We start from the raw sequence: 26,996 nt of genomic DNA, 5'->3' as shown, positions 1-26,996 counted from the left end.
TCCGCTCACGGCTGTGGTCAGGGCTGGATGTGTGTATAGCGGGTCAGGCCGCCGATTCCCTGGGCGGGTGCGCCGGTGGTGCCGGGCCGCAGGACCCGGACAGCGGCACCGGTGAGCAGCGCGGCGCGGACGGCGGCGTCCGCCAGCGGGGCCCGGACGAGTCCCTTGGTGCTCTCCGTGAACGCGGTGCTGGCGTCGGCGATGTCGGTGGGCCCGGGGCCGAACCAAGCGGTGCGGCGGGAGGCGGGGTCGTCGGTGATCAGCAGGGTGCGGAGCTGTCCGTCGGCGAGAGCGCGCAGAGTGGCGTAGATGCCCTCCACGGCGTGGCCGCGTGGGGAGAGCTGTTCGCCGTACGCGTGGAGCAGGGCGGCGGTCTCGTCCTGCCCGGCCTTGTGGGTCTCGGCGTCGACCTGGACCATGCGCTGCGGCCAGGAGCCGTCGGGGCTGCGGCCGCCGCTGACCGGGTGGATCGACACATCGTGACGAATCCAGGCGGGCAGGTGTTTGGTGAGGTACTGGCGGGCGCGGACGTCGCCGGCCAGCATCAGGACATGCGCGTCCACCTCCGCGAGCGCGGTGCCGAGGGCCTCGGCGACCTTGCCGGCGTTGTGCTCCCAGGAATCCTCGGCCCGGTGCTGGTAGCGCATCTGGGACGTGCCGCCGGGCCGGTTCCGCTCGATCTCGTCGTCGGGGCCGGTGACGGTGCGGCGGGCGCCCTCGGTGGCACCAGCAGGGAACAACTGGAGGTCCGCGCCAGTGCGGTCGACGACGGCGACGACGTGGGCGGGGTGGTCCTGGCGCCAGCCCAGCAGCGGCAGCAGGTGCGGCAGCGGGCCGCTCACAGCGAGATCGCGCTGCTCGCAGCCGGGCAGCACGGCGGACAGCCTCACCTCGCCGCCAGCGGCGAAGGCCGCGAGCACGCCGGAGCCCGGCTGCGAGGACAGGAAGCGCTGCGTCAGCGCGTCCAGGTCGCCCCCCGTGGCGCCGTGGGCGGCGAGGTCACGGCACAGCCCCTGCCAGCGTTCCTCGGCGTCCAGGCCCATCTCCGGGCGCACGTCGAGATCGAAGTAGACCGACAGGAAGGGGCCAGGTGCGGCGAGCAACTCACGCAGGACCTCGGCGCCGATCTCGGTTCCGGTTGTCATATGAGTCCTCCTCGGGCGGAACGAAAGCTCTCCGCGGATCCCGGTACCCGATCCGGCAGCCCACCCCGAGACCCGGTTACAGAGCCCTGCGTGCTCGGCCGAACTCGCTGCCGTAACGGCCCGGGCGACGGCCACGCCAATGGCGAACCGCCATACAACCGACGCTAGTTCGATCCCCTCCCGGCCGCGACGGGGCCGGACCGCCCGCCCCGGGCCAGCTCCCGTGAATTGCCCCTCCGGGCTGGACCGTCGGGCGTGCTGCGCTGGTGTGCGATCGCGGCTCGGCGGCGGACGCCGCACGATGAGAGGAGGTGTTCGAACGAGTGAGGAGGATCGGACATGGCCGGCGAGATGCTCCACAGGCGTGCGCACTGGTTGCCCCCGTTCGCGGAGTGGTTCGAGGACTTCCCAATGGAACTGCGCATGCCGATGGGTGAGCACATGATCCGGGTCGAGGAGTCCGAGGAGGAGGGGGCCTACGTGGTCAGGGCCGAACTGCCGGGTATCGACCCCGCCAAGGACGTGGAGATCACCGTCGCGGGCGGTGTGCTGACGGTTCACGCGGAGCGCAGCGAGGAGAAGAAGGAGAAGCACCGCAGCGAGTTCCGCTACGGGTCCTTCACCCGCAGCATCCGGCTGCCCGAGGGCGTGAACGAGGAGGACATCAGCGCGACCTATGACCAGGGCATGTTGACGGTGAAGGCGCCGATCGGCGCTGTCGAGAAGGCGGCCCGGAAGATCGAGATCACCGGCGGCTCCTAGCCAGCGGGCGGTGAGGAGGACACCGCCGAGGTGCGGCCACCCGCCGGTGCCCCCTCAACCAGCCGGCCAGCGGTCCTCGGCCGGGCCGCAGCAGGCTTCGACCGTCCGTTCTGCGTCTCAGGTGCCGCGACTTGCCGCCGCCAGGCGGCGGCGGGCGATCCGCTCGATGTCGCCCATGGTGACGATCCCGACCAGCAGGCTGGCGTCGAGAACGAGGATCGGCGGTGCGGCGGCCATCCGGTCGTTCGCAGTCGGTCGCGCCTTCACAGCCCAGCCGAGGGGCCCATCGTCTCGCTCTCCTGCACGCAGGTCGCCCCGGCGTGCATGATCTCCCGTGCGGTGCTCATGACTTCTACCTCCTCCGTGGCACAAGGGACTGAGCCACTGCGTCAACCGCCCTGGCCGGCTGAGACGATCCACCGACCCGCGAGGGGCCGCGCCCTTTCCAGGGTTGGCCCCGTCGCCGGACCTCCGCATCCTGAACGGTTCGCCGGTACCCGAGTGGGCGGCGCGAACGAAGGCACGGGCCGCGGAGCCGCGCCCGACATAGCCGATGCCGGCGGAAGGCCGGACGGGGTTGCCCGCCGCGGAGCGCAGGACGAGCCTGGAGGAGTGAGGCGGATGTGCGGCTCGCAGAAGAGCGGGCCGCACGCGAGATACGAGGAGAGCCGTCGCGGGTGACCGGGCAGCAGCGTGCACACAGCGGCCACCGGACCGTGCCGCACACGGCGGACATGCGGGTGGAGGCATGGTCGCCGACGGCTGAGGGCTGCATCGGCGAAGCGGTACACGCCGTGGTCGAGGGCTTCGCCGACACGTCGAAGGCGCGGCCGGTCGCGGAGCGGGAACACACGGCCACGGCGGCGACCGACGAGGACCTGCTGGTGTCCGTCCTCGAGGAGGTCATCTACCGGATGGACGTCGACGGTGAGATCCCGCTCGACGTGGAGGCGGACACGATCCAGGACACGGGAGACGGCCGGAGCCTGTCACTGCGCTTCCGGATGGCGGACGCCGACACCGCCGAGCTGGTCGGGGCCGTGCCCAAGGCCGTCTCGCTGCACGGCCTCCACCTGGACGGCGGCCTGGAAGGCTGGACCTGCCAGGTGACGCTCGACGTCTGAATGCAACGAGTGGGAGCGGATCGGGAGGATGGCGCTCACGGTGGCACTGGCCGGCGACACGATGCTCGGGCGTGGCGTCGCCGAGGAACTGCGCCGCTCGCCGACAACGCAGACGCTGCTGGCCACCGAGGTGCGGGAGACACTCGCGGAAGCCGACCTCGTCGTGCTCAACCTCGAGTGCTGTGTCTCCAGCCGCGGGCACCGCTGGCCGAACCCGTACAAGCTGTTCTTCTTCCGCGCCCCTCCCACTGCAGCAAGGGTGCTCGCCGAGCTGGGCGTGGACTGCGTGACGCTGGCCAACAACCATGCCCTGGACTACGGCAACGACGCCCTGGTCGACACCCGCGCTCTCCTGGAACGAGCCGGCATCCGCACAGTCGGCGCAGGGGGAAACGTACGGGAGGCCCGGGACTTCACGGCGTTGGAGGCAAGCGGGGTGCGGCTGGCGGTGGTCGCCGTCACGGACCACCCGGAGGACTACGCGGCCGGCGAGGACCATCCTGGCGTGGCGTGGGCAGACCTTCACGAGGGGGTGCCCGGCTGGCTGACCGAGCTGATCGGGCGGGCCGTGGCAAGCGCGGACGCCGTGCTGGTCACCCCGCACTGGGGTCCCAACATGACCTCCCGGCCGCCGCCCCACGTGGCCGCCGCCGCCCCGCAACTGCTGGCGGCCGGGGCGACGCTGGTCGCCGGTCACTCCGCCCACGTCTTCCACGGCGTCGCCGACCGGATCCTGTACGACATGGGCGACTTCGTCGACGACTACGCCGTCCACCCGGCGCTGCACAACGACCTCGGGCTGTTGTTCCTGGTGACTTTGGACGGCCCGAACGGCGCGCAACTCGCGCCCGTGCAGCTGGAGGCGGTGCCCCTGTACCTCGACTACTGCCACACCAGGCTCGCCCGCGGCGAGGAGTGGGAGTGGATCCGCGAGCGGTTCACCACTGCCTGCGCCGAGCTCGGTACCGACGTGGGTGAGCGAGCCGGACGGCTGACGGTCGACTGGAGATGAGGAACGTGGAGATCACGCTTGTCGAGGAGAGTCTGTACCGGTTCCGCATCGAGCAGCGGGACCTGATGCGGGTGCCCGGGGTGGTGTTCGCGTCCAAGGAGCTGCTGCCGCAGGCAGCGGGCGACAAGGCGCTGGAACAGGTGGCGAACGTGGCGACGCTGCCCGGCATCGTCCGGGCCTCGTTCGCCATGCCCGACGTGCACTGGGGCTACGGCTTCCCGATCGGCGGAGTGGCCGCCACCGACACCGCCCACGGAGGGGTCGTCTCACCCGGCGGCGTCGGGTTCGACATCTCCTGCGGTGTACGGCTGCTGGCCGCCGGCATCGATCGCGACGTGCTCGGCCACCAGCGGATGCGGCACCTGATGGACATCCTGGACGCCGCTGTCCCGCGCGGCATGGGACGCGGTGGCCTGTGGAAGCTGTCGGGCACCGGGGAGATGGACAACCTGCTGGTCGGCGGCGCCCGCTACGCGGTCGAGCACGGCCACGGAGTGCCGCGTGACCTGGACCGCTGCGAGGACTTCGGTGTCCTGGAAGGCGCTGCCCCCGGACAGGTCAGCAGCCGGGCCGTGGAACGCGGCCTCCACCAGGTCGGCAGCCTCGGCAGCGGCAACCACTTCCTTTGAGGTCCAGACCATTGACCACGTCTACGACCCGGATGTCGCGGCCGCCTTCGGACTGCACACCGGCCAGGTCTGCGTCATGATCCACTGCGGCTCGCGGGGCCTCGGTCACCAGGTCTGCACCGACCACGTCCGCACCATGGAGCAGGCCATGCACCGCTACCGGATCTCCGTCCCCGACCGGCAGCTCGCCTGCACGCCCGTGGACTCCCCGCCCGGCCGTGACTACCTCGGCGCGATGGCCGCAGCCGCCAACTACGCACGCGCCAACCGGCAGTTGCTCTCCGAGGCCGCCCGCCGCGCCTTCGTCACCGCTGCCGGGGCGGGACTGGAGCTGGTCTACGACATCTCCCACAACACCGCCAAACTCGAGACCCACGAGGTGGACGGCGTGGAACGTCTGCTGTGCGTCCACCGCAAGGGCGCCACCAGGGCCCTGCCGCCCGGCGACCCGAGCCTGCCCACGGACCTCACAGACGCGGGTCAGCCGGTGCTGGTCCCCGGGACGATGGGCACCGCGTCGTACGTGATGGTCGGTCTGCCCGGCAACGACGCCTTCCACTCCGCCTGCCACGGCGCGGGCCGGGTCTGGAGTCGCCACCACGCGCTGAAGATGGTGCGCGGCGAACGGCTCCGCGACCGGCTGGAGGCGAGCGGCATCGCGGTGCGTCCGTCCTCGTGGCGCGGCCTCGCCGAGGAGGCGCCGGAGGCGTACAAGGACGTCGATGCGGTCGCCGCCGTCACCGAGGGCGCCGGCCTCGCCCGGCTCGTCGCCCGCCTGGTGCCGCTGGGCGTCGTCAAAGGCTGACCCGGAGTCCGTGGCGGGAGCGAGGATGGGCGTGGCCAGCCCGGAGGACCTCGTCCGCGCGGTGCGCGCGGCCGGTGTCCGCGACGAGCGGCTGCTCGGCGCGATCCGCGCGGTTCCGCGTGCCGGCTTCGTCCCTGCCGAGCAGGCGGGTGCGGCGAACCTGGACAGGCCCATTCCGATCGCGCACGGGCTGGTGACCACGCAGCCGTCGCTGACGGCAATCATGATCGAGGGGCTGGCTCTCTCCGGTGACGAGCACGTCCTCGAAGTGGGCACCGGTCTCGGATTCCAGACGGTGCTGCTCGCGCACCTGGCGGCCGACGTCGTGAGCATCGAGTGGTGGCCGGACTTGGTCGATCAGGCACGGGAGAACCTCGACCGGCTGGGCGTGCGCAACGTCGAGCTGCTCGTCGGGGACGGCAGCGGGGGAGTGCCCGGGAGTGCCCCCTACGACGCCGTCCTGGTGTCGGCCGCGTATCCCGAAGTCCCGCCGCTCCTCGCCGGTCAGCTCCGGATTGGCGGCCGGCTCGTCCAACCGATCGGGCCGGGTGGCCGGGAGGACGTCGTGGCGTTCCGGCGGACGGCTTCGGGGCTGGAGCGGGAGCGGGTGCTCATCCCGGCGAGGTTCGTCCGCCTCTACGGTGAGTACGGCTTCCCGCCGTGATCCGGTGGGCAGGGCCCGTGCTGTACGACGGCCTGCGGTGGTCACCGCATCCTGGTCGCGTCCGCGGGAGGTCTGTCGGGCGCGAGTTCGCATGCGATGGTGACGCGCAGGCGTCCGGCGGGCGCGGGCCGCAGCGTCAGGGCGACGTCCCCGATGTCCTCGCCGAGCCTGTCGAGGGCTTCCAGCAGGGGCGTGACGTCCCAGCGGTCGTGGCGGCCGCGCAGGTACCGTCCGAGGACGCGGTCAGTGATGCGATCACGACCGCCACCTCCCGGCGAGTCCTCTCCCCACCAGCCTGCCGGACGATGGGCACCGGCGCAGCAGCTGAACACCCCGGCCGCCGGGCCGACCGGCCCACATCAGGGTGGCTGAGCGCCGCCCGGGCCCGCCCCATCCCTCCGCCCGAAGTGGGACAATGGAATTGAGGAGGACTCCGGGTGGAGACGCGGAGTAGCGGCAGGTTGGGGCGCCGCGCACCGCGCAATCGCGTTCCGCGAGATGCGGACAGAGTCCTTCCTCTGTTGCTGCATGAGCCCGGATGCCCGTTCATCGGCCCTCTCGGTGTGCTGCGAAAGCGCCCGGGCGGTCCGCTTCCTGCAGGCCGACGCGGCTCGGGTGGACGGTCGTTCGTCCTTCTGGGCTCCGCCCGACATGTTGCCCGAGGCGGTTGAGGAGGCGGGCTCGGCACGCACGGGGGCGTGGGCGGGTGTGTCGGCGGCAGCCGGGGCGGGTTCGACGGTGCGGCGGGCGAGTTCGAGGTTGCGCAGGTGGTGCGCGATCACGCTCGTCCGCTGCCGGAGAGAATCGCTGGAGACGAGCGTGCCACGGTCCGGCCCGCAGGCAACCGCTGCTCATCGGGTAGCGGACCGGAGCTGATGCCGAGCCAGTCGTGAGGGATGACGGCGACGGGGCAGGCGGTGTGATGGATGGCAGCGTGGGCGACGGGGCCGATCCGGGGCCAGGCCCGTGCGGTACCCGCCGCGCCCGACCACGAGGAGCCTTGCCCCGGCCGCGATGCCCACCACGGCGCGAGCGGGACTCTCCGAACTCACATGCTCGACGACGTGGACGTCGGGGTAGCTCTCGCGCCACGGCAGCAGCGCCGCGGCCAGCGCCCGCCGGTCCGCCTCCCGGGCGGCCTCCTCCGGCGGGTGCTCGCGCGTGATCACCGACGGGCGGCGGCTCGCGGCGTGGACGGCGAGCAGGGGAGCGGCCCGTCGGCCGGCCGCGTCGAAGGCGAACTCCAGGGCGCCGTCGTACCCCTCTCGGGCTGACACCGAAGGCGATCGCGCCGGACTGCGCGGCCGGGGTCTTCGTTCCGACCGGCTGCTCGTACGCGCGGACCAGGACCACGGGCCGCTCGGACTGGGCGACGGTGTGCAGGGCGAGCGAGCCGAGGAGGTAGCCGCGGACCGCGCCGAGCCCTTGCGAGCCGAGGACCAGGACAACCGGGTGGGCGCGGATCTCCATCGCGTCCAGGTCGAGGTTCCCCGCGTGGGGGAACGAGCCCGTACGGGGCGGCCATCGCGTGGAGGCCGGCGCGCAGTTCCGCCTACTCGTCGGTGACGAGCCACGCGTCGAGGCGGGGCGGGGGTTCGGCTCCGGGCCCGCGAACGCCACGACGGCATGCCTGCAGCACAGCAGGAGACCAGGCGGCGCGAAGCGGGGGGAGCTCATGGCACCCACGCCCAGCAGGGCCAGGCGCAGGCACGGTTCGGGCGGTGTACCAGCGGTGACGTCAGCCCGTCCTAGGCTCCGCTGTAGAGGCGCCGGGGATCGACGAGGATCAGCTCGCCGTGGGCTTCGGCGTCGCGCAGGCGGGGGCTGAAGCCAGCCGCGCTGTAGAGGGCGGGCCGGGTGCGACTGACGTCCTCGCCGCGTTCGGCGAGTGCGGCCACAACCTGCTGGACCTCGTGGAGGTGCTGCACGTCCAGCACCTCGTTCCAGTGGGCCCTGCCGACCGACAGCAGCGTCCCCGGGCGGCCGTGCGCCTCACCACGGACCACTACGTCGGCAGCGAGCGGCACCGGTCCCGAGGCCGCCGGGAGGAAGCCGGTCGAGGCCGTGGCCGGAGCCGCGCCGAAGGTGTCCGACGCGGCGAAGCCGACCGCCCACGCCCGGCACGCCCGGGCGAACTGCTGCTCCATGAGGGACGCCTCGAACGCCGTGCGGGTGGCGGACCAGACCCGGTCCGCCTCCTGCCGCTCGAGTTCGCCGCGGTGGGGTCGGATGACGGCGTGATCGAAGGCGAGCAGCGGCTCCGCGATGCGGTGGTGCGTCACGCCGGGGCTGAAAGCATCGGGCGTGCTCTCCACGAAGCCGCAGTCCCCGAGCAGCGCCAGGATACGGGGCACGTCGGTCGCGGGGCGTTCCAGCCAGTCCGCGATGGCACCGGCGGTGGTGCGGCCGTCTGCGAGGGCGGCCACGGTGGAGTGGCACAGAGCTCGGTCCCAGCCCTCCGGCTCTCGTTCGATCAGCTGGCTCACCCTCCAGAAAAGCGGCAGGCGGGGGTTGAGGACCGTTCGGCACACCCAGGCGTCGAAGTCGTCGCGGTGCGCGGGTGCGTTCTCGCCCGCCACGTTGTGGCGGAAGGCCGGGTTGGAGCCGACGACGGCATACACCTGGAGGGCGAGGAGGGGATCCTCGATGTCCCACAGGCGGGCGCCTTGCCGGTAGTCGAGCCGCCGGATCTCGATCCGGAAGTCGGCCGTTGCCGGTGCGCTGTCGATCAGCCGGTGCATCACCGGCATGGCGCTGCCGCACAGCAGCACCCTGGCCCGGTTCGGCTTGCCTGCGGCGCGCAGACGGCGGCAGACGGTGTGGAGGGCGGCTGGCAGAGCGGGGCTCTGCCGTACGAGCTCCGGGAACCCGTCGAGGACGATCGGAAGAGGACGGTCCGCCCCGAGGGCCAGTACGGCCTCCAGTGCGTCCTCCCAGCCTCGCCAGCGGGGCGGGGAGGCTGCGCTGGTGTGGCGGCTGAGCTGCTCGGCTAGCTGGCGCAGCGATTCCGCCTCCGCAGCCTCCTGGGCACCGAAGTAGAAGCCGTCGGTGGCTCGGGTCAGTTCCTGGAGGAGGTAGCTCTTCCCCTGGCCCCGGGGCCCGGTCACCATGCCGATGGCCGGCCCCGACCGAGGGTCGCTTGCGAAGGTGGCCAGTGTGTCCCATTCGGCGCTGCGGTCGAAGAGCGTCTTCGGCCGGCCGACGGCCGTGGCGGCGGATCCCATGAGCGAATGGTCCCCTCGTTCGGCGGCAGCCTTCAGCTCCAGTAGATGCCGGGGACGGTCGTCCCGCCTCCCGGCCGGCGGCCCGTCCCGGACGGTGGCGGTCAGTGGAGGGATGCCGAGTGCGGGCCGACGATGTCGCGCACCGCAGGCTGCGTCACGTCGACGTGGGTGTCGTCGAACTCGTGCCGAGCGTCTGGCGGACGGCGACCACGCCGTCGAGGGAGCGGCACATGCCCTCGATGATGGGGATGAGGCTCTTGCGTTCGACCGTGCCGGTGAGGGCGACGATGCCGTCGTCGACGGTGACGTGGACAGCGTCGGCGGGGAGCCACAGCGTGTCGAGCAAGAGGTCGTGGGTGATCTCCTCGCGGATCGAGGCGTCATCGCGGAGGAACGGCTGCAGCAGGTCGCTGCGGCTGACGATGCCGCTGAGTTGGCCGTCCTCGTTGATCACGGGCAGCCGCTTGAGCTTCTTGCGGTGCATGACCCGGGCGGCTTCGACCAGGGTCCAGTCGGCGCGTGCGGTGACGACGGGGCTTGTCATCATCTCCTCGGCGATCTCGCCCTCGGCGCGGTAGTGCTCGTGCGGGTGGAGCCAGCGGAACACCGGGTGGCCTTCGTCCAGCAGGCTGGCTTCCTTGCGGATCAGGTCGGCCTCGGACACGATGCCGACCGGGCGGCCCCGGTCGTCGACGACCGGCACGGCGGTGATGCCGTTCCGGTGGAAGAGTCCGGCGATCTCCTTGAACGTCGTCTCGCGACGGGCGACGACCACGTCCCGGGTCATCACGTCCTGCACGGTGCGGTACTGCATGGCTCTCCTCCGGGAGGTCCACGGGGCCGGGCACGCGGAGGTCCACGGGGCCGGGCACACCGGTTCACTTGGGCGTGGCCTCGCCTTCGGGTGGCACGACGACGACGGGAACATGGGCGTGGTGGACCACCTCCGTGGAGGTCGATCCGAGTGCGAGCCGCCCCCAGACGCCAGCACCGCGGGTGCCCACGACGAGCAGGCCCGCGTCCCCGCTCGCGTCAAGCAGCACCTGCGCGGGCCGTCCGCGCTCACAGTGGACCTCGACCTCGACGAACGGCTCGCCGACCTGGCGGCGCAGCTCCTCGACCGAGTCCGCGACCTCACGCGAAACGGCGTCGTGCAGGTTCGGCGACGGCTCCCCGCCCGCCCGGTGCCAGCCCGTCATGCCCTTCTCCGGCGGCTCGGCGTGTCCCCCGCCGTAAGCACAGACGGCCCGCACCCCGACACCGCGCAGTTGCGCCTCGTGGAGGGCGAAGAGCATGGCCCGGCGGGCGTGCTCCGATCCATCGGCGCCGACTACCACCGTGCCGGGTGAACCGTGTGCGGGGCTGGTGTCCATGGCGACCTCCGGCAGCATACGACCTGCGCGCGGGCCGGCCGGCACAGCGGGTCCGGCAGGTTGGAAGGGGACGGCGATGGCCAACCGGTCCGTTCCTTCATCGTCCTCCGATGCCTTTGCGGTGGCACGTCCGTGTGCGTCGTGGCCCGCGATCGGAGGGACCGACGGGTCACTGTCCGCCGGGGATGCCGCCGTCCGCGTGCGTCCGTTGAGCAGAGGATCGTGGAACACGGGCGACGCGGCCCCGTGCGGTCCCGCAGGTTGTCCGGAGGAGGGTCGGGTCATGTATTTCGTCGACCGTGTGGATGCGGGTCGCCGGCTGGCCGGGCGGCTGAAGCACCTCGCCGGAGCGGACGTGGTCGTCCTCGGTCTTCCCCGGGGCGGAGTGCCGGTGGCGGCCGAGGTCGCGAAGGCGCTCGACGCACCGCTGGACGTCATCGTGGTGCGCAAACTGGGCGTCCCGTTCCAGCCGGAGCTGGGCATGGGGGCGATCGGCGAGGGCGCGGTACAGGTCGTCAACGAGGCGGTGATGCGCTCCACCCGGACGTCCGGCGACGAGCTGGCGCAGGTGGAGGAGCGCGAGCGGGTGGAGCTGGACCGCCGGTCCCGACGGTACCGGGGTGACCGCCCTCGGACGGAGGTCCGCGGCCGGACGGCGGTGGTCGTGGACGACGGCATCGCAACCGGTTCGACCGCCCGCGCGGCGTGCCTGATCGCCCGGCGCCAGGGTGCGGCGCGCGTGGTCCTCGCTGTCCCGTCGGCGGCGTCCGCCAGCGCAGCTCGACGGCCTCCGGATCGTCGACACGCACCGCCAGGCCGGACACCATGACGCTCCATCCGCCACGTTCCGTCTCGTCGGCGTGGTCCACTTCGAAGGCGACCCGGTGACCTGCCGCGCTCGCGGGGGTGCTCCCGAGGCTGGTGCGGTAGACCACTGTGCCGTCGTGGAGCCGGTAGTTGACCGGCATCACGACGGGCCCGCTGCCGGTCGACAGCGCGATGCGGCCGATCCCGCCGGGCGCCAGCCTCGCCCAGCACTCCTCCTCCGGAAGATCCTCTAGGACGGGATGTAGCGCTGAGGGGGCACGGCTGGGCGGCACCTCCGGCTCGCCGCCCAGCGGTTCCCCGGCGGACGCGCCGAGTGCCGCAGCCAGCCGGATGAGAGTCGCGGTGTCGACGGCACCGGACGACGACTCCACGTAGTCCACGTATCCCGGCGCCATGCCCGCCCGGTCGGCCAGGTCCCTGCGAGTGAGACCGAGCATTTGCCTGCGCCGGGCCACTCGTCGGCCGATGTCTCTGAGTCGGGCCCGGTGGGGATCGGCAGTCCCGCCGCCTGCGCGCTTCATGAACACCATTCCCTCCGAGGTCGGACGCCGCTGCGACGAGCGGACGGGCCGCTGCCGACGGGCCAACGCCGTGGCGATCAGCCTTGCACCGGAGGCTCGTTGGCGTCGGCATCGGTCGTGCTGGCACGGAGCAGCTGGTTGCCGAGGTCGACCAGGGCGCGTCCGGCCGCGTATTCGTCGCCGATCTCCGGCGCCGGGGGGTCGTGCGGGTTGCGGTGGGCGTCGGTGCGGCTCTCGAGCCGGTTGTCGCCGGTGTCGAGGACGGCGTGCACCCAGGTGAGGTCGCCTTCCTCGAAGAGGTCCAGGCGCAGGGTCCACGTCTTGGTGCGCATCGGTGCGTTCGTCGTCGGGTCCTTCATGTCCGGACCTGTCCTTTCAGGGGATTGGTGAGAGTCTCGTCCTGGGGGATGGGCCAGTCGGGTCTCGGGACCTGACCGCCGTCTGGGCCTGTCGGCGCGGCGGCCGCCGGCGCGTTCGTTGCGGACCGGCTTTCCTGGTCGACGAAGCGGGTGAGCGCCCGGGCGCTCTCCAGGAACTGGGCCGGGAAGACGATGGTGGAGTTCTTCTCGGCGGCGATCTCGGCGAGGATCTGCAGGTTGCGCAGTTGGAGGGCAATCGGGTGGTCGGCGATGACGTCGGCGGCCTCGGCGAGCCGGCCGGCGCTGAGGGCCTCGCCCTCGGCCGCGATGATCTTGGCGCGCTTCTCGCGTTCGGCTTCGGCCTGCCTGGCCATCGCCCGCTGCATGCTCTGCGGGAGCTCGATGTCCTTCAGCTCGACCACCAGGACGAGGACGCCCCACTGCTGGGTGAGGCCGTCCAGGATCTCCTTGATCTGTTCGTTGAGGGTCTCGGTGTCGGTGAGCACCTGGTCCAGAAGGGAGCGGCCGACCACGTTGCGGACGGTGGTCTGGGCGATCTGCCCGATCGCGCTGGACACGTCCTCGATCTCCACGATCGACTTCACCGGGTCCACCCGGCGGAAGTAGGCGACCGCCGCGACGCCGATGGAGACGTTGTCGCGCGTGATGACCTGCTGGGAGGGGATCGGCATGGTCACCGTCCGCAGGGTGACCTTCGACATCCGGTCCGCCAGCGGGATCATGAAACGGATCCCGGGGTCGCGCACGCCGCGCAGCCGCCCCAGCCGGAACACCACCCCGCGCTCGTAGTGCCGCACGATCGCGACACCCAGATTCGCCACGGGAACCACCCTCTTCCTCCGGAGCCCGCACCTCCAGCGTGAACCGGGCCGCGACGTCGGAACATGGGCCGCACGACCCAAGGCGAGGCGACGGTCGGACGCGGTCCGTGGGCGCCGCCGAGTCGGCCGTCGCCGTCCGCTGGGGCCGGCGGTGGCGCTCCCGCCCCGTTCCGCCCGCTCGCGCAGGGACGGTGGGACCTCAGCCAAAGGGGCCACCGCGAGTGGGCAGTCGAAGGCACGGCGGATTCACCCAGGCGCCCTTCAGCCCCGGTCATTGGGGCACTGATGGGGCCGTTCGGCCCTGATGCCGGGCGGGGGCGCGAGTATCGTGGGACTTGGCCTGCAGGGCGAGCGAGGGAGTTCGACCGGATGGCCCCGGGCGATGGGCGGAGGCTCCGCGCGGGGCGTTTGTCGGCGGTCGGGCTGAGAGGCTGGAAGGTCTGTGAGACCGGAAGGCGACCTCCATCACCTGATCCGGACAATGCCGGCGAAGGGAGCCCACCTTGCAGGTTTCCGTCTGCCCGCGCGACACTGCGGCGAGATACGATCAGCGCCGAGCGCGAGCGCATGGCGCTTCGGTCATGGCAGGCTGGCTCGTGGGGAGTGGCGGACTCCCTGGCCACACCTCGAATGCCTGCAAAATCCCGGTCGGTGGTCCGGCGCGGAAACGGGCGCGGATCAGCGCATTGACCTTGACGACGGCAGCGGCTCGACCGCTGAGCTCCACTTTCACCGAGCTGGCAGTGGCATTGGCGAGAGCAACCGGCCGTGGGGCGGCTTCTTCGACCGACGCCGATGTGTCCACCTGCCAGCGGTGGGGACCACCTGATCGGCGGGTGAGACATAGTCCCCCGCCGCGCCAGGACCAGGGACGACGATCAGTCTGAACGACTGCCCGACCGTGTCGGCGACCACGTTCGCCAGGGGTGGCGCGCCGGAGATCGACATGTGCACCCATGGCACTCGGTTCTCGTGAGTCACCGGTACTGGTCATCGCTCCCCCCGAGATCGGCTCCTCTCCCAGGGTCTGCCAGTGCGAGGCCCCCGCATCCGTTCAACATGGGAGTCCCGCTCGTGTGCGCGGACGCTGGCGGCTCGACCCGACCGAAGCGCGTACGGGCGCCACAGTCGAGCCGCTGTGTTTCCGTTCGGCTCCCTGGCTGCGGGGTCCCCTGCGGTGTAACGTTTTGATCAAGCAGTCGTGGTCCCGAAGTTCTCGCCCGCGGTTACATGCCGTGGGCGTTCTTGCTGTTCAACGCCTCTCCGGACCAGGGCGATCACCTCCCGGCCCGCACGAGTGGGACCCGGTCAGTTCCCACGAAGGAGAAGCGCATGGCTACCGGCACTGTGAAATGGTTCAACGCCGAAAAGGGCTTCGGCTTCATCGAGCAGGACGGCGGCGGCCCCGACGTGTTCGCCCACTTCTCGAACATCGACGCCCAGGGCTTCCGTGAACTCCTGGAGGGCCAGAAGGTGACCTTCGACGTCGTGCAGGGCCAGAAGGGCCCGCAGGCTGAGCACATCCGCCCCGCCTGACCGCAGCGCATGAGCGGGCGCCCCGCACGTACCCGCGTGCGGGGCGCCTCTGCGTCTCCGTCGGCACACGAGCCGAACTCTCCTTGGTGGCCGCACGCCGAAATGCGCAAGGGCCGGTCCCGGGAAGGACGCTGGCCAGGCCGCGCTGCCTCCCTTCGTTCCACAAGGCCGGTGCTGCTCGGCACGTCTGCCTCCGGGCGAGCCAGCTTTGGCGTGGACGGCCGTCCAGACTGGGGCGCCGGGGCCGGAGGGCGGCACCGAGGGGAACCGAGAGCCTGACCCCACCGCGCCGGACACCACAGGCTGGCACGGGCTGCGCGCTCGGCGGCTTCCGCGCGGTCGAGCCGGCCCGGTCTGCGACACCACGGTCACCGGCCTCGTCGGAGGTAGCCCTCCTGCCGACACCCCCGACCTGGACACCGCATTCGATGACCGTCGACACGACGGATGACGGCGCCGCTTGCGCCCCGTCCGCTTGAGCCCCGGCCCACCTCGGTTTTGTCAGGCGACTTCTGCAACCCGACGCAAGGAGCAATCACTGTGGCCACGGACTACGACGCCCCGCGCCGCACCGAGGACGACAACGAGGAAAGCCTCGAAGAACTGAGGTCCCGCCGTGAGGAGCGGCGGCCCGGCGCGGCTGGCCTGGACGAAACCGAGGAGACCGAGACCGTCGAGCTCCCCGGCGCCGATCTCTCCGGGGAGGAGCTGACCGTCAAGGTCCTGCCGCAACAGCTGGACGAGTTTTCTGTGCGACCTGCTTCATGGTCCACCACCGCAGCCAGCTCGCCCACACGGACGACCAGGGCCGGCTGATCTGCCGCGACTGCGCCCCTTGACAGCAGTCGCCGCGCCCACTGCGCGTACAGCGTCAGTCGTGACGAGTACCGCGGTCAGGACGGCGAGCGGGACTGGACGTACGACCCGCCAATGGCGAGCGTTGATGGTCGGCGAGGTGCGAGTCCAGCCTCGTTCAGTGTGCGGTGACGGCGACCACTGAGACGGGACGCCACGGGCGGACGGTCATCGCAGCCCTGTAGAGACGGGCGAGCCGGACCAGCGCGGTGACGGAAGGGGGGCGCCGCCGTCCGGCCAGCTCGGCCTGGAGGCGCGGGCCACACTGAGCGGAGGCGAGGCGAGCAAGGCAACCGACGGAGGGCGTCAGCCGAAGGGGACCACCGCAAGCGGGCTGTGGACGTGGTGGACCGCCGCCTGGGCGACCGGCCCCAGGTGCGCGCCGAGAGCCCCGGTGCGGTTGCGGCGGCCGACGACCAGGAGATCCGGGCGGCCCGTGGCCTCGACGAGCGTTGCGGCCGTGCTGCCGGACAGGAGGGAGGCCACCACCTCGACGTCGGGGTACTTGCCTCGCCAGGGGTCGAGCGTGTCGGTGAAGCGCTCCATCGCCTCGGTCGCCACCTCCCTGCCGAGGCTCGCGGTCACCGCGGGGGCCAGGGTGCGGCGGTGGCCGTCGGGAGAGGGAGCGTCGACGGCGAACACCCAACTGCCGTGGTCCGGGTCGATAAGGCGCGGGCAGGCGGTGCCGAGCTGACGCCGCAGGGCGTCGCGGCAACCGCAGCGCTGGTAGATGCGGCCTCGCTCGGGGACGGGCGTGCTACGCATGGTGATCACCTCGAGATGGCGAGCGAGGGGGTTCTTCACTTGAGCTTGCTCCGCTTTGACGGACACCGGTGGTGTGTTGGTCAGGCTGCGAGGGCGGTCTCGTAGTCGGCGGGACTGCGGTAGCCGAGGGTGCTGTGCAGCCTGCGTATGTTGTACCAGCCCTCGATCCACTCGAAGATCGCCGATCGGGCAGCCACCCGGCTGGGCCACGGCCGTTCGCCGATCAGCTCGCGCTTCAAAGTGGCGAAGAACGACTCGGCGAGCGCGTTGTCCCAGCACTGCCCGGTGCTGCCGACAGACAGACGGACACCGAACTCCGTTGCCAGATCAGCGAATTCACGACTGGTGTATTGGCAGCCACGATCCGAGTGAAAGATCACCGGACCGGCGGGACGGCGGGTTCGGTAGGCGGCCCGCAGGGCATCGGCGACCAGCTCGGTCCGTAGGTGGTCCGCGGTTGCCCAGCCGACGACACGGCGGGAGGCGATGTCGATGACGGTCGCCAGGTAGAGCCAGCCCTCGTCCGTTGGGATGTAGGTGATGTCACCGCACCAGCGCGCATCCAGGGCGTCCGGATCGGGCTCGAAGTCGCGCAGGACAAGGTCCGGGCGGGTGGCGGCGTTCGGGTCCGGGATCGTGGTGCGCTGGCGCCGACGACGGTGACGGCCCTGCAGCCCTGCCTCACGCATCAGCCGGGCGATCCGGCGACGGCCGCACCGGTCGCCGCCCCGCCGGAGGGCGGCGTGGACACGTGGGGCTCCGTAGCTTCCCCGCGAGTCCGCGTGGATCTCGATGATCCTCACGGTCAGCTCGGCGTCGCGGACGGCGCGGGGGCCGGGCTCGTCGTTGCGACGGGCGTAGAAGGCGGCTCGGGAGACCCTGAGCAGTTCACACGCCCGCTTGACGCTGTGACCTGCCTGCTTCTCCGCCTCGATGAACGGGTGCACCGTCACCGGGTCTCCGTCGCGAAGAAAGCCGTGGCCCGCTTGAGAACCTCGACGTCTTCGCGCAGGCGGCGGTTCTCCCGCCGCAGCCGGGCCAACTCCTCGCGCTCGTCGCTGGTCAGACCGTCCCGCTGGCCGGCGTCGACCTCGGCCTGCTTCACCCAGTCCCGCACCGCGGTCTCGGTCAGATCGAAGTCCTTCGCGACCTGACCCACCGACCGGTCACCCCGTCGGCACAGGTCAACGATCTCCGCCTTGAACTCCGGCGTGAACGAGCGCCTGGGACGCGGCTTCTTCTTTCCCACGCTCTCCATGATGGACATCATCCCTCCGGGGCCGAAGCCCCTGATCAGGGGTGTCCGTCACAGCGGATCAAGCCCAACTGCCCAGCGTGCGGCGGCGCTGCGACCACCGTGCGACCACCAGATGGGAAACGTCGTGTGAGACCTGCAGGTCTCCCTTGACTTGTGGCAGGGAGCGGGTTGTCCCGCAGGGGTGTGTCTTCGCTCAGGACCTGGCATCGCGCGCGTCGCCGGCTCGGCGGTGCAGGAGCCGGCCGTGGGCGGCTTCGGAGTGCGTGACGACGTAGACGTCGATCTCGTCGCCGGAACCCTCGATGATCGCCTCTCCGGTGCCGCGGGCGAACAGGCTCTTGAGGCGGCTGCGCCGGGTGGCGCCGATGACGATCTGGGTGGCGTCGACCTCACGGGCGAAGGCGAGGACGGTCTGGGCCGGGTCGTCGCCGTTGAGTGTGTGCCAGGTGCCGCCGAGGCTTTCCGCCAGGGTCCGCTGGCGGGCCAGCAGCCGCGCGGAGGGGCCGGCCAGGCCGTCGTCGCGTGCGACGTGGACGGCCAGGAACTCTCCGCCCGCGCCGCGCGAGGCGGTCCGCTTGGCCCGCCGGATCAGCGTTTCGCCCTCCGGGCCGCCGGACAGGGCGACCAGCACGCGTTCCCGTGCGCCCCAGGGCTGCTGAATGCCGTGGTCCTTGCGGTAGCGCAGCAGGGCTTCCTCGACCCGGTCGGCGGCCCAGAGCAGGGCGATCTCTCGCAGCGCGGTGAGGTTGCCCGCGCGGAAGAAGTGGGCGAGGGCGGCGTCGATCTTCTCCGGCGGGTAGATGTTGCCGTGGGCCATCCGGCGGCGCAGTGCCTCGGCGGACATGTCGACCAGCTCGATCTGGTCGGCGCTGCGCACCACATCGTCGGGCACCGTTTCGTGCTGCCGTACGCCGGTGATCTGTTCGACGACGTCGTTGAGGGACTCCAGGTGCTGGATGTTCACGGTGGAGATGACGTCGATGCCCGCGTCCAGCAGCTCCTGCACGTCCTGCCAACGCTTGGTGTTCCGGCAGCCCGGGACATTGGTGTGGGCAAGCTCGTCGACCAGGGCCAGCTGGGGATGCCGGGCGAGGACGGCGGCCAGGTCCATTTCGGTGAAGGAGGTGCCCCGGTAGGGCATGGTCTTGCGCGGGACGGTCTCCAGCCCATCGGCCATCAGACGGGTCAGAGGCCGCCCGTAGTCCTCCATGAACGCGATGACCACGTCTGTGCCCCGCCCTGCGCGGCGCTGCCCCTCACTGAGCATGTCGTACGTCTTGCCCACCCCGGGGGCTGCTCCGAGGTAGATCCGTAGACGGCCGCGCGGCATGCCACCTCCTCCCGAGTGGGCCGGTTCGCGGACCCGCCGCCCGGAGTGCCGACGGGGTGCCCGAGCTCTCCGATATGCACCTTCCATCCTCGTCCGGACCGCAGGAGCGGCGCCACGGCCGCGCGTCGCCGAAAATGCTGTGCCAGTGCTCGCTAAAGTCCCGATAAAATGACCGCAGGTGTGCCGGGAAGCCTGGTCGGCTCGGGGGATGACCGCAGCGATCGGGCAGCGGTGACCCCGATCGTCGTGGATGGGGTCTTTTCGCCGATGCGCATTGTGGGGATCGTTCTCGTCCTGGTGGTGCTGGCCACCGTCGTCGCCACCTTCGCCCGACGCCTGCGCGTGCCCGCGCCCTCCCTACTGGTCCTGGCCGGCATCGCGGTCGCGCTGATACCCGGCGTCCCCGCACTGCACATCCCCCCGCAGGCCATCGCCATGGTCGTGCTGCCACCCCTGCTGTACGCCTCCGCCGAGGAACTGTCCCTGCGCGACCTGCGGACGGTGTGGAGGCCGGTGACGATCCTCTCCTTCGGCCTGGTCTTCGCCTCCGCTGCCGCCGTGGGCTTCGCGGCGGTCGCGATCGCCGGGTTGCCGCCCGCGATGGCGTTCGTGCTCGGGGCTGTGCTGTCGAGTACCGACCCGGTGGCGGTGACCGCCCTCGGGCGCCGGCTGGCGCTGCCCGGCCGGGTGCAGGTGCTCGTGCAGGCGGAGAGCCTGTTCAACGACGCAACCTCGCTGGTGCTGTTCAAGGTGGCCATCGGCATCGCGGTGGCCGTCGGGGCCACGGTCAGCGTGCCGGCGGCGGGCGGGGAGTTCCTGCTGCTCGGCGGCGGCGGAAGCCTGATCGGCGCAGCCGTCGCCGGGCTGGTTTGGCTGGTGCGCCGCCGCACCACCGACCCGGTCCTGGAGACCGTCATCGCCCTGGTCACCCCGTACGCGGCGTACGTGCTCGCCGAGTCCGTCCACACCTCCGGTGTCACCTCGGTGGTAGTCGCCGGCGTGCTGCTGGGGCGCTCCGGCCACCGGCTCACCGACGCGCACATCCGTCTTCAGCTGCACGCCGTGTACGCGGTGGTGGTGTTCCTGCTGGAGAGCGTCGTGTTCAGCATCGTCGGCCTTGAGCTGCCCACGCTGGTGCGGGACCTGCCGGCCGGAACCGGCTGGTGGCCGCTCCAGGCACTGGCACTCGCGGCCGTACTGATCGCGGTGCGGGTGCTCTCCACGCTGCCCCTGACCCGGGCGGTCAAGCCCACCCGGGGCCGGCTGTCCTGGCGGGTCGCCGGGGTCGTGACCTGGGCCGGTACCCGCGGCGTGATGCCGCTGGCCGCCGCCCTGTCCATCCCGCTCGTCACCGACGACGGCACCAAGCTCACCGGGCGGCCGCTGGTCCTGGTGCTGACCACTGCCGTTGTGGTGTTCACCCTGGTCGTCCAAGGCCTCACCCTGGCCGCGGTGGTCAACCGCTCCGGTCTCGCGCTCGAACCCGAGCACACCGCCCGGGAAGAGGACGACGCCCGCGACGCCCTCAATCGCGCGGGCCTCGACCACGTCGAACACCTCGCGACGCTGGAGACAACGCCGGAGACCGCCATCGACCGGGTCCGGCGCGGCCTGACCACCCGCCTCGACCGCAGCCCCGAGACGCCGGACGGCAGCACCGCCGATGCCGCCTACCGCCAGCTGCGCCACGAGGTCATCGCCGTGCAGAACAACGAACTGCACCGGCTGTACGACGAGCACCGCATCAGCGACACCACCCGTCGTCGCCTCCAGCACGACCTGGACCGCGAGGAGGCTGCTCTCGGCACGCCCTGAGCATCGTGTGACAGCGCGGGTACCCGAAGGGCCGTGTCCGGGGCGCGGCGAAAGGCACGCTCCGGCTCGGACCGCGGGCGCCGTCAGACGACCGGGGCGGCCATCAACCTGGTGCCCGGGTGCCCGGGACCGGTCCGAGGTCTCGGCGGCTGGGGTCCGGTGCCGGCCACGAGCTCGAGGCAGTCCAGCAGCTCGGCCGGGGAGACGACGAGTATGGCGCTGCACAGCCCGACCTCCGCCATCACCTCGGCGATCATCTCCAACGCGCTGATCATCGTCGCGCTGATCCCGCTCGCGCTGCGCGGTGTGCGCTACCGGCCGGCCTCCGCCTCCCAGCTGCTCGCGCGCAACCTGCGGGTGTTTGGCCTCGGTGGACTGGTGCTGCCGTTCATCGGCATCAAGCTGATCGACCTGCTGGTGGTGCAGTTCCTGGTCTGATTCGAGAGGGCCCTGCTCTCCTGCCCGGCCCGTCCGGCGTCAAGAAACCGTAGGGATTCCGGCGAGCGGCGTCAGGGATCCGTCAACAAGCGTCCGACCGTCGAGAGCCCGGGCTTGGCTGGACGGGCAGCACAGCGGCGCGCGGCCGTTCCGGTGACACTCCGGGGCTGCGACCGCCCTGCCCGGATCGCCCGGTGTGTGCTGGCCGAACGAGATCGAGCGCTGAGGAGAGCACCGGTGAGGATGTACCGCGTCCGGCCCGGTGGCCGGTGGTTCCACCCGGCGGCTCAGCGCCTTGGTGTCGGCATGTCCCTGGCCGTCGCGCTGACCGCGAGCGCCGTCGTCACGCCGGCCCTCGGCTGGGTACGGGAGCTGAACCCGGGCTGGTTCGCCTTCGGCGCCTACGCGCTGCTCTGCACCCTGATCGGCGCGGTGTCCCGGCCGGCGGCCACGCCACTGGTGGGACTGGCCGGCTGGCTGTTCTTCAACGGCTTCGCCGTCCACCGCTACGCGGCCCTGGGCTGGGCCGGGCGCATTGACGCGCTACGGCTCCTGGCGCTCGCCGCGGTGGCCCTCGCGGCCTCGCTTCCCACAGCGCTTCCCCGGCGGAGGATCCGCATCCACGCCGTCCGCGTGCCCGACAGGGTCGCGAGCGGCCGGCGTTGACGGTCGTCAAGGATCCATCAGGACCCGCGGTCCTGGCTTGTCCGGCTCTTCGCCATGGATTTGAATGAACGTCATGAACCGTCCGGCCCGTCACCACGACCGCCCGCCGCATCCGCGGGCGCTGGGCTGTGCCGCGGTCATCACCTGCGCCATCCGGTAGGGACTGCCTCCCCGCAACCCGCCCGATCGCGCCCCGCAGGCGGGCGGCAGCAGCGGCCCGCCTGCGGCCGTGCCCGGCCCGAGCGCCGACATCGCTCCGCCCGAGCCCGTTCTCTTAGCTGCTCACTTCCCGCACACCCGGCACCCGGTCGCGCTCACGCACGCCCGCGGCCCACCGGGTGCCTTCCTACCCAGGGACCGAACCATGCCCGAAGTCCTGTCCGCCCGCACCGCCCTGGTCACCGGCGCCTCGTCCGGCATCGGCTGGGACACCGCCAGGCTCCTCGCCGAGCGCGGCGCCACAGTGCTCGTCCACGCCCGTACCGCCCGCGAGGGCGAGGACGCCGTCGAACGGCTGCTCACCCGCGGTATCGCCGCCGAGAGGCTGCACATGTTCGCCGCCGATTTCACCCGCCTGGCCGAGGTCGGACAGCTCGCGGACACCGTCGCCCGGGCGTTCCCGGCGCTCGACCTGCTGGTCAACAACGCGGCCGTGATGGCGCCCGAGCGGTGCACCCTGACCGATGACGGCATCGAGATCTCCTTCCAGGTCAACTTCCTCGCCGCCCACCTGCTCGCCCGCCTGCTGCGCGGACCCCTGTCCGCCGCCACTGACGGACGGATCGTCAACGTCTCCTCGTCCCTGCACCGCACGGCCGCGATGAACTGGAACGACCCGAACCGGGTCAAGAAGTACTCGCGCGTCGCCGCCTACGCGCAGTCGCAGCTGGCACTGAGCATGGGCACCCTCGCGATGGCCCCCGAGGGTTCGGACATCACCGCGGTCAGCGTCAACCCGGGCCTGTGCGACACCGCGCTCCTGCCGCTGTACGGCCGGGTCGGCGCCCCGCCGGCCGAAGGCGCGGCCGCCGTGGTCCGCCTGTGCCTGCCGGCCTTCCGGCTCACCAACGGCGAGTACTACGACGGCGGTGACATCGCCCCGACCGCGGTCGCCGTCCACGAGGACCGCTCCCAGCGCCGCCTGGTCAAGCTCGCCGACCAGCTGACCGCCGCCACCACCTGACCCTTCCGCCCTCAAAAGGAGCGCCCGCGTGTCCAAGCGCGCCCGGAAGAAGAAGACCCGCCGGAAGAAGAAGGCCAACCACGGCCGCAAGCCCGGCCAGTAGGCCGCCCTCGACCCACCCGGTGCCGCGTGCCACCGGCACCGGGTGACGCACCACCACGGCCCCGGGGCCGCCGTCCGCCCGCCGCTCGGCGACGGCACCCGGGGCCGTGGTGTGGGCCCCGTCAAGGTCGCATCAAAGGCCCGCTGCGTGGCGTCAACGTCCCGTATGGCAGCCCGGTCACCCGCGCCGGGAGCCCGGACGATCGGAGAACACCGCATCCCACGGAGGCCCGAGCACGATGTCCGGCACCGCCCGACTGCAGCAGTCCACGACGGAACCCCCCGATACCGCCGCCGTCCACGAACGGCACCGGCTGACCGCACTCGGCGGGCTGGCCGCCCTGTCGCTGGACGCGATGGCCTCGGTGGCGTACGGCCCCGAGGCCATCGTGCTGGTGCTGGCCGCGGCCGGCTCGTACGGACTCGGGTTCACGCTGCCGGTGACGGTGGCGATCGCGGTCCTGCTGGCGGTGCTGGTCGCCTCCTACCGCCAGGTGATCGCAGCCTTTCCGGACGGCGGCGGCTCCTACGCGGTCGCCAAGGCGCACCCACCTGGTGCAGTTCGCCACCGTGATCCTGCTGGCGCTGGCCGCCAACACCTCCTTCGGCGGCCTGCCCGTGCTGCTGCGCCTGCTGGCCCGCGACAACCACCTGCCGCACGTCTTCGCGCTGCGCGCCGACCGCCAGGTCCACCGGCACGGCGTCCTGTTCCTCGCCGTGGTCTCGGCCGCGCTCCTGGTCGCCTCCGACCGCCTCCCTGGTCGTGGCGGGCACCAAGTTCACCGAGGGCGCCTGGGGCATCTGCCTGGCCCTGCCGCTGCTGGTCCTGCTCTTCGAGGCGGTCCACCGCGCGTACGGGCGGATCGGCGAACGCCTGGAGCTCGGACGGATCCCCGAGCCCGTCGCACCGCAGCGCTCGCTGGTCGTCGTCCCCGTCCACGCGATCACCCGCCTCACCCGGGAGGCGCTGTGCGCGGCGGCCTCCCCCGGCGACGAGGTGCTGGCCGTCACCGTCGTCCACACCGCACCCGACGAGGAGGACCGCCGCGCCGCGGAGGCCCTGCGCCGCGACTGGGAGCTGTGGCGCCCCGGCGTCCCGCTGGTCGAGGTCCCGGACAGCCACCGCCGCCTGGGCACGCCGCTGGCCGGCTACGTCAACCGGCTGGCCGCCGACCGCTGCCACGACCGGATCACCGTCCTCGTGCCGGAGGTGGAGCCGGCCCGGATCTGGCAGCGGGCCCTGCAGAACCAGCGCGGCGGGGTCATCGTCCGCGCACTGCGCCGGGACACCGAGGCCGTGGTCTGCCGGCTGCGGTTGCGCGTGCCCCGGTAGTGCGGTGGGCGATATGACCGAATTGCTCCGAGTGGTGGAGTTCGAGGGCTGATATTGACGATTCCTTAACGGATGCTCTTAGCGCCCTCGCGTGGACCTGCCTCGGGTCGCGGGATGGTGCATGACCTGCGGAAATTCGGCAGCCTGCGACGGGCGGGGCCCGTCGGGGGTAGCTTTTCGGGCTGATTGTCTTAACGCTCGCGGCCCCTACTCTCGCTTACGTGTTCAACGTGCCCCAGGCGCTCAAGCGCCTCGTGATCGGCCAGGCCATGCGCAGCGAGGAGCTGGGCGAGACGCTGCTCCCCAAGCGGCTGGCGCTGCCGATCTTCGCTTCCGACCCGCTGTCCTCGGTCGCCTACGCCACCGGCGAGATCCTGCTCGTCCTCACCGTGGGCGGCACCGCCTTCCTGTACCTGACGCCGTGGATCGCCGCGGCCGTCGTCGCGCTGATGGCGGTCGTGGTGATGTCCTACCGCCAGGTCGTGCACGCCTACCCGTCCGGCGGCGGCTCGTACGAGGTGGTGTCCAAGAACCTCGGCGCCAACTCCGGCCTGGTGGTCGCGGCCTCGCTGCTGGTCGACTACGTGATGACCGTCGCGGTCTCGGTCGCCTCGGGCGTGGACAACATCATCTCCGCGTTCAACGGCCTCGCCGACTACCGGGTCGTGCTGGCGCTGGCCTTCGTGGTCCTGCTGGCGGCGATGAACCTGCGCGGCGTCCGGGAGTCCGGGAAGGCGTTCGCCGCTCCGACGTACCTGTTCATCGGCGGCATCCTGCTGATGGTGGTCACCGGCCTGATCAGGGTGGTCTTCGGGGACAACCCGCAGGCCCCGACCGCTGCCTTCGGCATCACCCCGGAGGACCACAAGGACACCCTGGCCGGCCTCGGCCTGCTGCTTCTCGGCCTGCGAGCCTTCGCCTCCGGCTGCACCGCGCTGACCGGCGTCGAGGCGATCTCCAACGGCGTGCCGGCCTTCCGCACGCCGAAGGCGAAGAACGCCGCGACCACCATGGCCGTCATGGGCATCACCGCCGTGGTGATGTTCGTCGGTGTCACCGTGCTGGCGATGACCTCGCACGTCCACTACGTCGAGAACGCCTGCCAGCTGACCGGCATCACCGGCGACTGCAACAGCTACACCCAGCAGACCGTGATCGCCCAGCTCGCCTCGACCTTCCTCGGCGGCGACAACAGCATACTGTTCTACTTCATCCAGGCGGTCACCGCGCTGGTCCTGATCCTGGCCGCGAACACCGCCTTCAACGGCTTCCCGCTGCTCGCCTCGATCCTCGCCGAGCACCGCTACCTGCCGCGGCAGATGCACACCCGCGGCGACCGGCTGGCCTTCTCCAACGGCATCATCGCGCTGGCCGTGGTGGCCGGCGGCCTGCTGTGGTTCTACCAGGCGGACGTCACCAGCCTGATCCACCTGTATATCCTGGGCGTCTTCACCTCCTTCACCCTGTCCCAGATCGGCATGGTCCGGCACTGGAACCGGGCGCTCGCCACCGAGACCGACCCGGCCGTGCGCGGCGCCGCCCAGCGCTCCCGGGTCATCAACGGGCTGGGCGCGGTCACCACCGCGCTGGTGCTGGTGATCGTGCTGATCACCAAGTTCACCCAGGGCGCCTGGCTGGCCGTGGTCGCCGCCGTCCTGCTGTGGCTGATGATGCGCGGCATCCGCCGCCACTACGACGCGGTGTCCAGCGAGCTGGCGATCGAGGACCCACGCGAGGAGTCGGCAAAACCCTCGAAGGTGCACGGCGTGGTGCTGGTCTCCAAGCTGCACAAGGCCACCCTGCGCGCCCTGGGCTACGCCCAGGCGTTCCGCCCCGACACCCTGGAGGCGGTCACCGTCGCGGTGGAGAAGGAAGCCACCGACGAGCTCAAGGCGCAGTGGGACTCCTACGAGATCCAGGTCCCGCTGAAGGTGCTGGACTCGCCGTACCGCGAGATCACCAAGCCGGTCGTGAACTACGTCCGCGAGTACCGGCGCACCAGCCCGCGCGAGGCGGTCGCGGTGTTCATCCCCGAGTACGTGGTCGGCCACTGGTGGGAGCACCTGCTGCACAACCAGTCCGCGCTGTGGCTGAAGTCCCGGCTGCTGTTCACCCCCGGCGTGATGGTGATCAGCGTGCCGTGGCAGCTGGCCTCCGCGCCGCGTGCCGACCGGCCGGCCCGCCGCGCCCCCGGCGCCGTGCGCCGGGGCGAGCCCGCGCCCGTCAAGGACGTGCCCGAGCCGCAGAAGATCTGACCCCGTTCCCGATGCCCCGGACAGCGCCACTGCCCGGGGCGTCGGCACGTTTCGGCCAAGCCTCGGTCTCGGCCGAATGACGCGGGCGTCAAGGCGGCGTCAATGTTGGTGGTTCACCCGTATGGAGGGCGTCAGGAAACCGGGAACGGCGCTGACCGGCTGGTTTGCTGCT

General features: G+C 71.6%; 21 protein-coding genes and 6 pseudogenes. 16 read left to right on the top strand and 11 right to left on the bottom strand.

What is annotated here, in order from left to right; genetic code table 11:
* Nucleotides 1-17: 17 nt before the first annotated feature.
* Nucleotides 18-1,145: a Vms1/Ankzf1 family peptidyl-tRNA hydrolase gene (locus tag ABWK59_RS00920; protein WP_354637268.1), complete on the bottom strand. Its 1,128-nt coding sequence runs from the start codon at nucleotides 1,143-1,145 to the stop codon at nucleotides 18-20.
* A gap of 411 nt (nucleotides 1,146-1,556) precedes the next feature.
* Between ABWK59_RS00920 and ABWK59_RS00915 the strand changes: the two genes are divergently transcribed.
* From ABWK59_RS00915 to ABWK59_RS00890, 6 genes are all read left to right on the top strand, one after another.
* On the top strand, nucleotides 1,557-1,907 hold the full coding sequence (locus ABWK59_RS00915) for an Hsp20/alpha crystallin family protein (protein ID WP_354637267.1): 351 nt from the start codon (nucleotides 1,557-1,559) through the stop codon (nucleotides 1,905-1,907).
* A 677-nt stretch (nucleotides 1,908-2,584) separates the two neighbouring features.
* Entirely contained in the window at nucleotides 2,585-3,031 is a 447-nt protein-coding gene (locus ABWK59_RS00910; RefSeq protein WP_354637265.1) for an archease, read from the top strand.
* Between the two features lie 28 nt (nucleotides 3,032-3,059).
* Entirely contained in the window at nucleotides 3,060-4,043 is a 984-nt protein-coding gene (locus ABWK59_RS00905) for a CapA family protein (protein WP_354637264.1), read from the top strand.
* Nucleotides 4,044-4,048: 5 nt separating this feature from the next.
* Nucleotides 4,049-4,672: an RtcB family protein gene (locus ABWK59_RS00900; protein WP_354637262.1), complete on the top strand. Its 624-nt coding sequence runs from the start codon at nucleotides 4,049-4,051 to the stop codon at nucleotides 4,670-4,672.
* The gene (locus ABWK59_RS00895; RefSeq protein WP_354637261.1) at nucleotides 4,572-5,477 is read left to right on the top strand and encodes an RtcB family protein; all 906 of its coding nucleotides are present in this window, start codon (nucleotides 4,572-4,574) and stop codon (nucleotides 5,475-5,477) included. The genes ABWK59_RS00900 and ABWK59_RS00895 overlap by 101 nt, the downstream gene beginning before the upstream one ends.
* Nucleotides 5,478-5,502: 25 nt before the next feature.
* On the top strand, nucleotides 5,503-6,141 hold the full coding sequence (locus ABWK59_RS00890) for a protein-L-isoaspartate O-methyltransferase family protein (RefSeq protein ID WP_354637260.1): 639 nt from the start codon (nucleotides 5,503-5,505) through the stop codon (nucleotides 6,139-6,141).
* An 851-nt stretch (nucleotides 6,142-6,992) separates the two neighbouring features.
* On the opposite strand, the gene ABWK59_RS00885 is transcribed toward ABWK59_RS00890, so the two are convergent.
* From ABWK59_RS00885 to ABWK59_RS00870, 4 genes are all read right to left on the bottom strand, one after another.
* Nucleotides 6,993-7,769, bottom strand: coding sequence for a universal stress protein (locus tag ABWK59_RS00885; RefSeq protein WP_354637259.1), 777 nt, complete (start codon nucleotides 7,767-7,769; stop codon nucleotides 6,993-6,995).
* A 120-nt stretch (nucleotides 7,770-7,889) separates the two neighbouring features.
* Complete coding sequence (locus ABWK59_RS00880) at nucleotides 7,890-9,365, bottom strand: AAA family ATPase (RefSeq protein WP_354637258.1); 1,476 nt, start codon at nucleotides 9,363-9,365, stop codon at nucleotides 7,890-7,892.
* A gap of 154 nt (nucleotides 9,366-9,519) precedes the next feature.
* Entirely contained in the window at nucleotides 9,520-10,179 is a 660-nt protein-coding gene (locus ABWK59_RS00875) for a CBS domain-containing protein (protein WP_354637257.1), read from the bottom strand.
* Between the two features lie 64 nt (nucleotides 10,180-10,243).
* Complete coding sequence (locus tag ABWK59_RS00870; protein WP_354637256.1) at nucleotides 10,244-10,738, bottom strand: universal stress protein; 495 nt, start codon at nucleotides 10,736-10,738, stop codon at nucleotides 10,244-10,246.
* 283 nt (nucleotides 10,739-11,021) lie between these two features.
* Between ABWK59_RS00870 and ABWK59_RS00865 the strand changes: the two are divergent.
* Nucleotides 11,022-11,522: pseudogene (locus ABWK59_RS00865) on the top strand (phosphoribosyltransferase); the annotation flags it as partial.
* Nucleotides 11,523-11,580: 58 nt separating this feature from the next.
* Here the strand turns inward: ABWK59_RS00865 and ABWK59_RS00860 are convergent.
* The 3 genes and pseudogenes from ABWK59_RS00860 to ABWK59_RS00850 all read right to left on the bottom strand — a co-directional run.
* A pseudogene (locus ABWK59_RS00860) lies at nucleotides 11,581-12,087 on the bottom strand (helix-turn-helix domain-containing protein); the annotation flags it as partial.
* A 77-nt stretch (nucleotides 12,088-12,164) separates the two neighbouring features.
* The gene (locus ABWK59_RS00855) at nucleotides 12,165-12,419 is read right to left on the bottom strand and encodes a dsRBD fold-containing protein (RefSeq protein ID WP_354637254.1); all 255 of its coding nucleotides are present in this window, start codon (nucleotides 12,417-12,419) and stop codon (nucleotides 12,165-12,167) included.
* 23 nt (nucleotides 12,420-12,442) lie between these two features.
* On the bottom strand, nucleotides 12,443-13,288 hold the full coding sequence (locus tag ABWK59_RS00850) for a slipin family protein (protein WP_354637252.1): 846 nt from the start codon (nucleotides 13,286-13,288) through the stop codon (nucleotides 12,443-12,445).
* 1,332 nt (nucleotides 13,289-14,620) lie between these two features.
* Here ABWK59_RS00850 and ABWK59_RS00845 point away from each other — a divergent pair.
* Both ABWK59_RS00845 and ABWK59_RS00840 read left to right on the top strand, forming a co-directional pair.
* Nucleotides 14,621-14,824, top strand: a complete 204-nt coding sequence (locus ABWK59_RS00845; protein ID WP_043910321.1) for a cold-shock protein — start codon at nucleotides 14,621-14,623, stop codon at nucleotides 14,822-14,824.
* 540 nt (nucleotides 14,825-15,364) lie between these two features.
* Nucleotides 15,365-15,663, top strand: a pseudogene (locus ABWK59_RS00840) (DUF4193 family protein).
* 322 nt (nucleotides 15,664-15,985) lie between these two features.
* Here ABWK59_RS00840 and ABWK59_RS00835 read toward each other — a convergent pair.
* From ABWK59_RS00835 to ABWK59_RS00820, 3 genes and pseudogenes are all read right to left on the bottom strand, one after another.
* Nucleotides 15,986-16,444, bottom strand: coding sequence for a universal stress protein (locus tag ABWK59_RS00835; protein WP_354637250.1), 459 nt, complete (start codon nucleotides 16,442-16,444; stop codon nucleotides 15,986-15,988).
* A gap of 80 nt (nucleotides 16,445-16,524) precedes the next feature.
* Nucleotides 16,525-17,702 (bottom strand): annotated as a pseudogene (locus ABWK59_RS00830) (IS3 family transposase).
* A gap of 193 nt (nucleotides 17,703-17,895) precedes the next feature.
* Nucleotides 17,896-19,032 (bottom strand): universal stress protein, encoded by a 1,137-nt coding sequence (locus tag ABWK59_RS00820; protein ID WP_354637246.1) that lies wholly within the window; start codon nucleotides 19,030-19,032, stop codon nucleotides 17,896-17,898.
* A gap of 267 nt (nucleotides 19,033-19,299) precedes the next feature.
* Here ABWK59_RS00820 and ABWK59_RS00815 point away from each other — a divergent pair, with 267 nt between their 5' ends.
* The 7 genes and pseudogenes from ABWK59_RS00815 (at nucleotide 19,300) to ABWK59_RS00790 (ending at nucleotide 26,824) form a co-directional block, all read left to right on the top strand.
* A complete protein-coding gene (locus tag ABWK59_RS00815; protein ID WP_354637244.1) occupies nucleotides 19,300-20,847 on the top strand; it encodes a Na+/H+ antiporter in 1,548 nt (515 codons plus the stop codon).
* Between the two features lie 213 nt (nucleotides 20,848-21,060).
* Nucleotides 21,061-21,285 (top strand): annotated as a pseudogene (locus tag ABWK59_RS00810) (potassium-transporting ATPase subunit B); the annotation flags it as partial.
* Between the two features lie 306 nt (nucleotides 21,286-21,591).
* Entirely contained in the window at nucleotides 21,592-21,951 is a 360-nt protein-coding gene (locus tag ABWK59_RS00805; RefSeq protein WP_354637242.1) for a hypothetical protein, read from the top strand.
* A 364-nt stretch (nucleotides 21,952-22,315) separates the two neighbouring features.
* Entirely contained in the window at nucleotides 22,316-23,134 is an 819-nt protein-coding gene (locus ABWK59_RS00800; protein WP_354637240.1) for an SDR family NAD(P)-dependent oxidoreductase, read from the top strand.
* Between the two features lie 28 nt (nucleotides 23,135-23,162).
* Complete coding sequence (locus ABWK59_RS36560) at nucleotides 23,163-23,237, top strand: 50S ribosomal protein bL37 (RefSeq protein WP_420492898.1); 75 nt, start codon at nucleotides 23,163-23,165, stop codon at nucleotides 23,235-23,237.
* 238 nt (nucleotides 23,238-23,475) lie between these two features.
* Nucleotides 23,476-24,569, top strand: a pseudogene (locus ABWK59_RS00795) (hypothetical protein).
* Nucleotides 24,570-24,790: 221 nt separating this feature from the next.
* Nucleotides 24,791-26,824, top strand: a complete 2,034-nt coding sequence (locus ABWK59_RS00790; RefSeq protein ID WP_420492717.1) for an APC family permease — start codon at nucleotides 24,791-24,793, stop codon at nucleotides 26,822-26,824.
* Nucleotides 26,825-26,996 lie beyond the last annotated feature (172 nt).

Origin of the sequence: Kitasatospora sp. HUAS MG31, from assembly GCF_040571325.1 — a bacterium.
GTDB lineage: Bacteria > Actinomycetota > Actinomycetes > Streptomycetales > Streptomycetaceae > Kitasatospora > Kitasatospora camelliae.
This window is presented reverse-complemented; position numbering and strand designations above follow the sequence as displayed.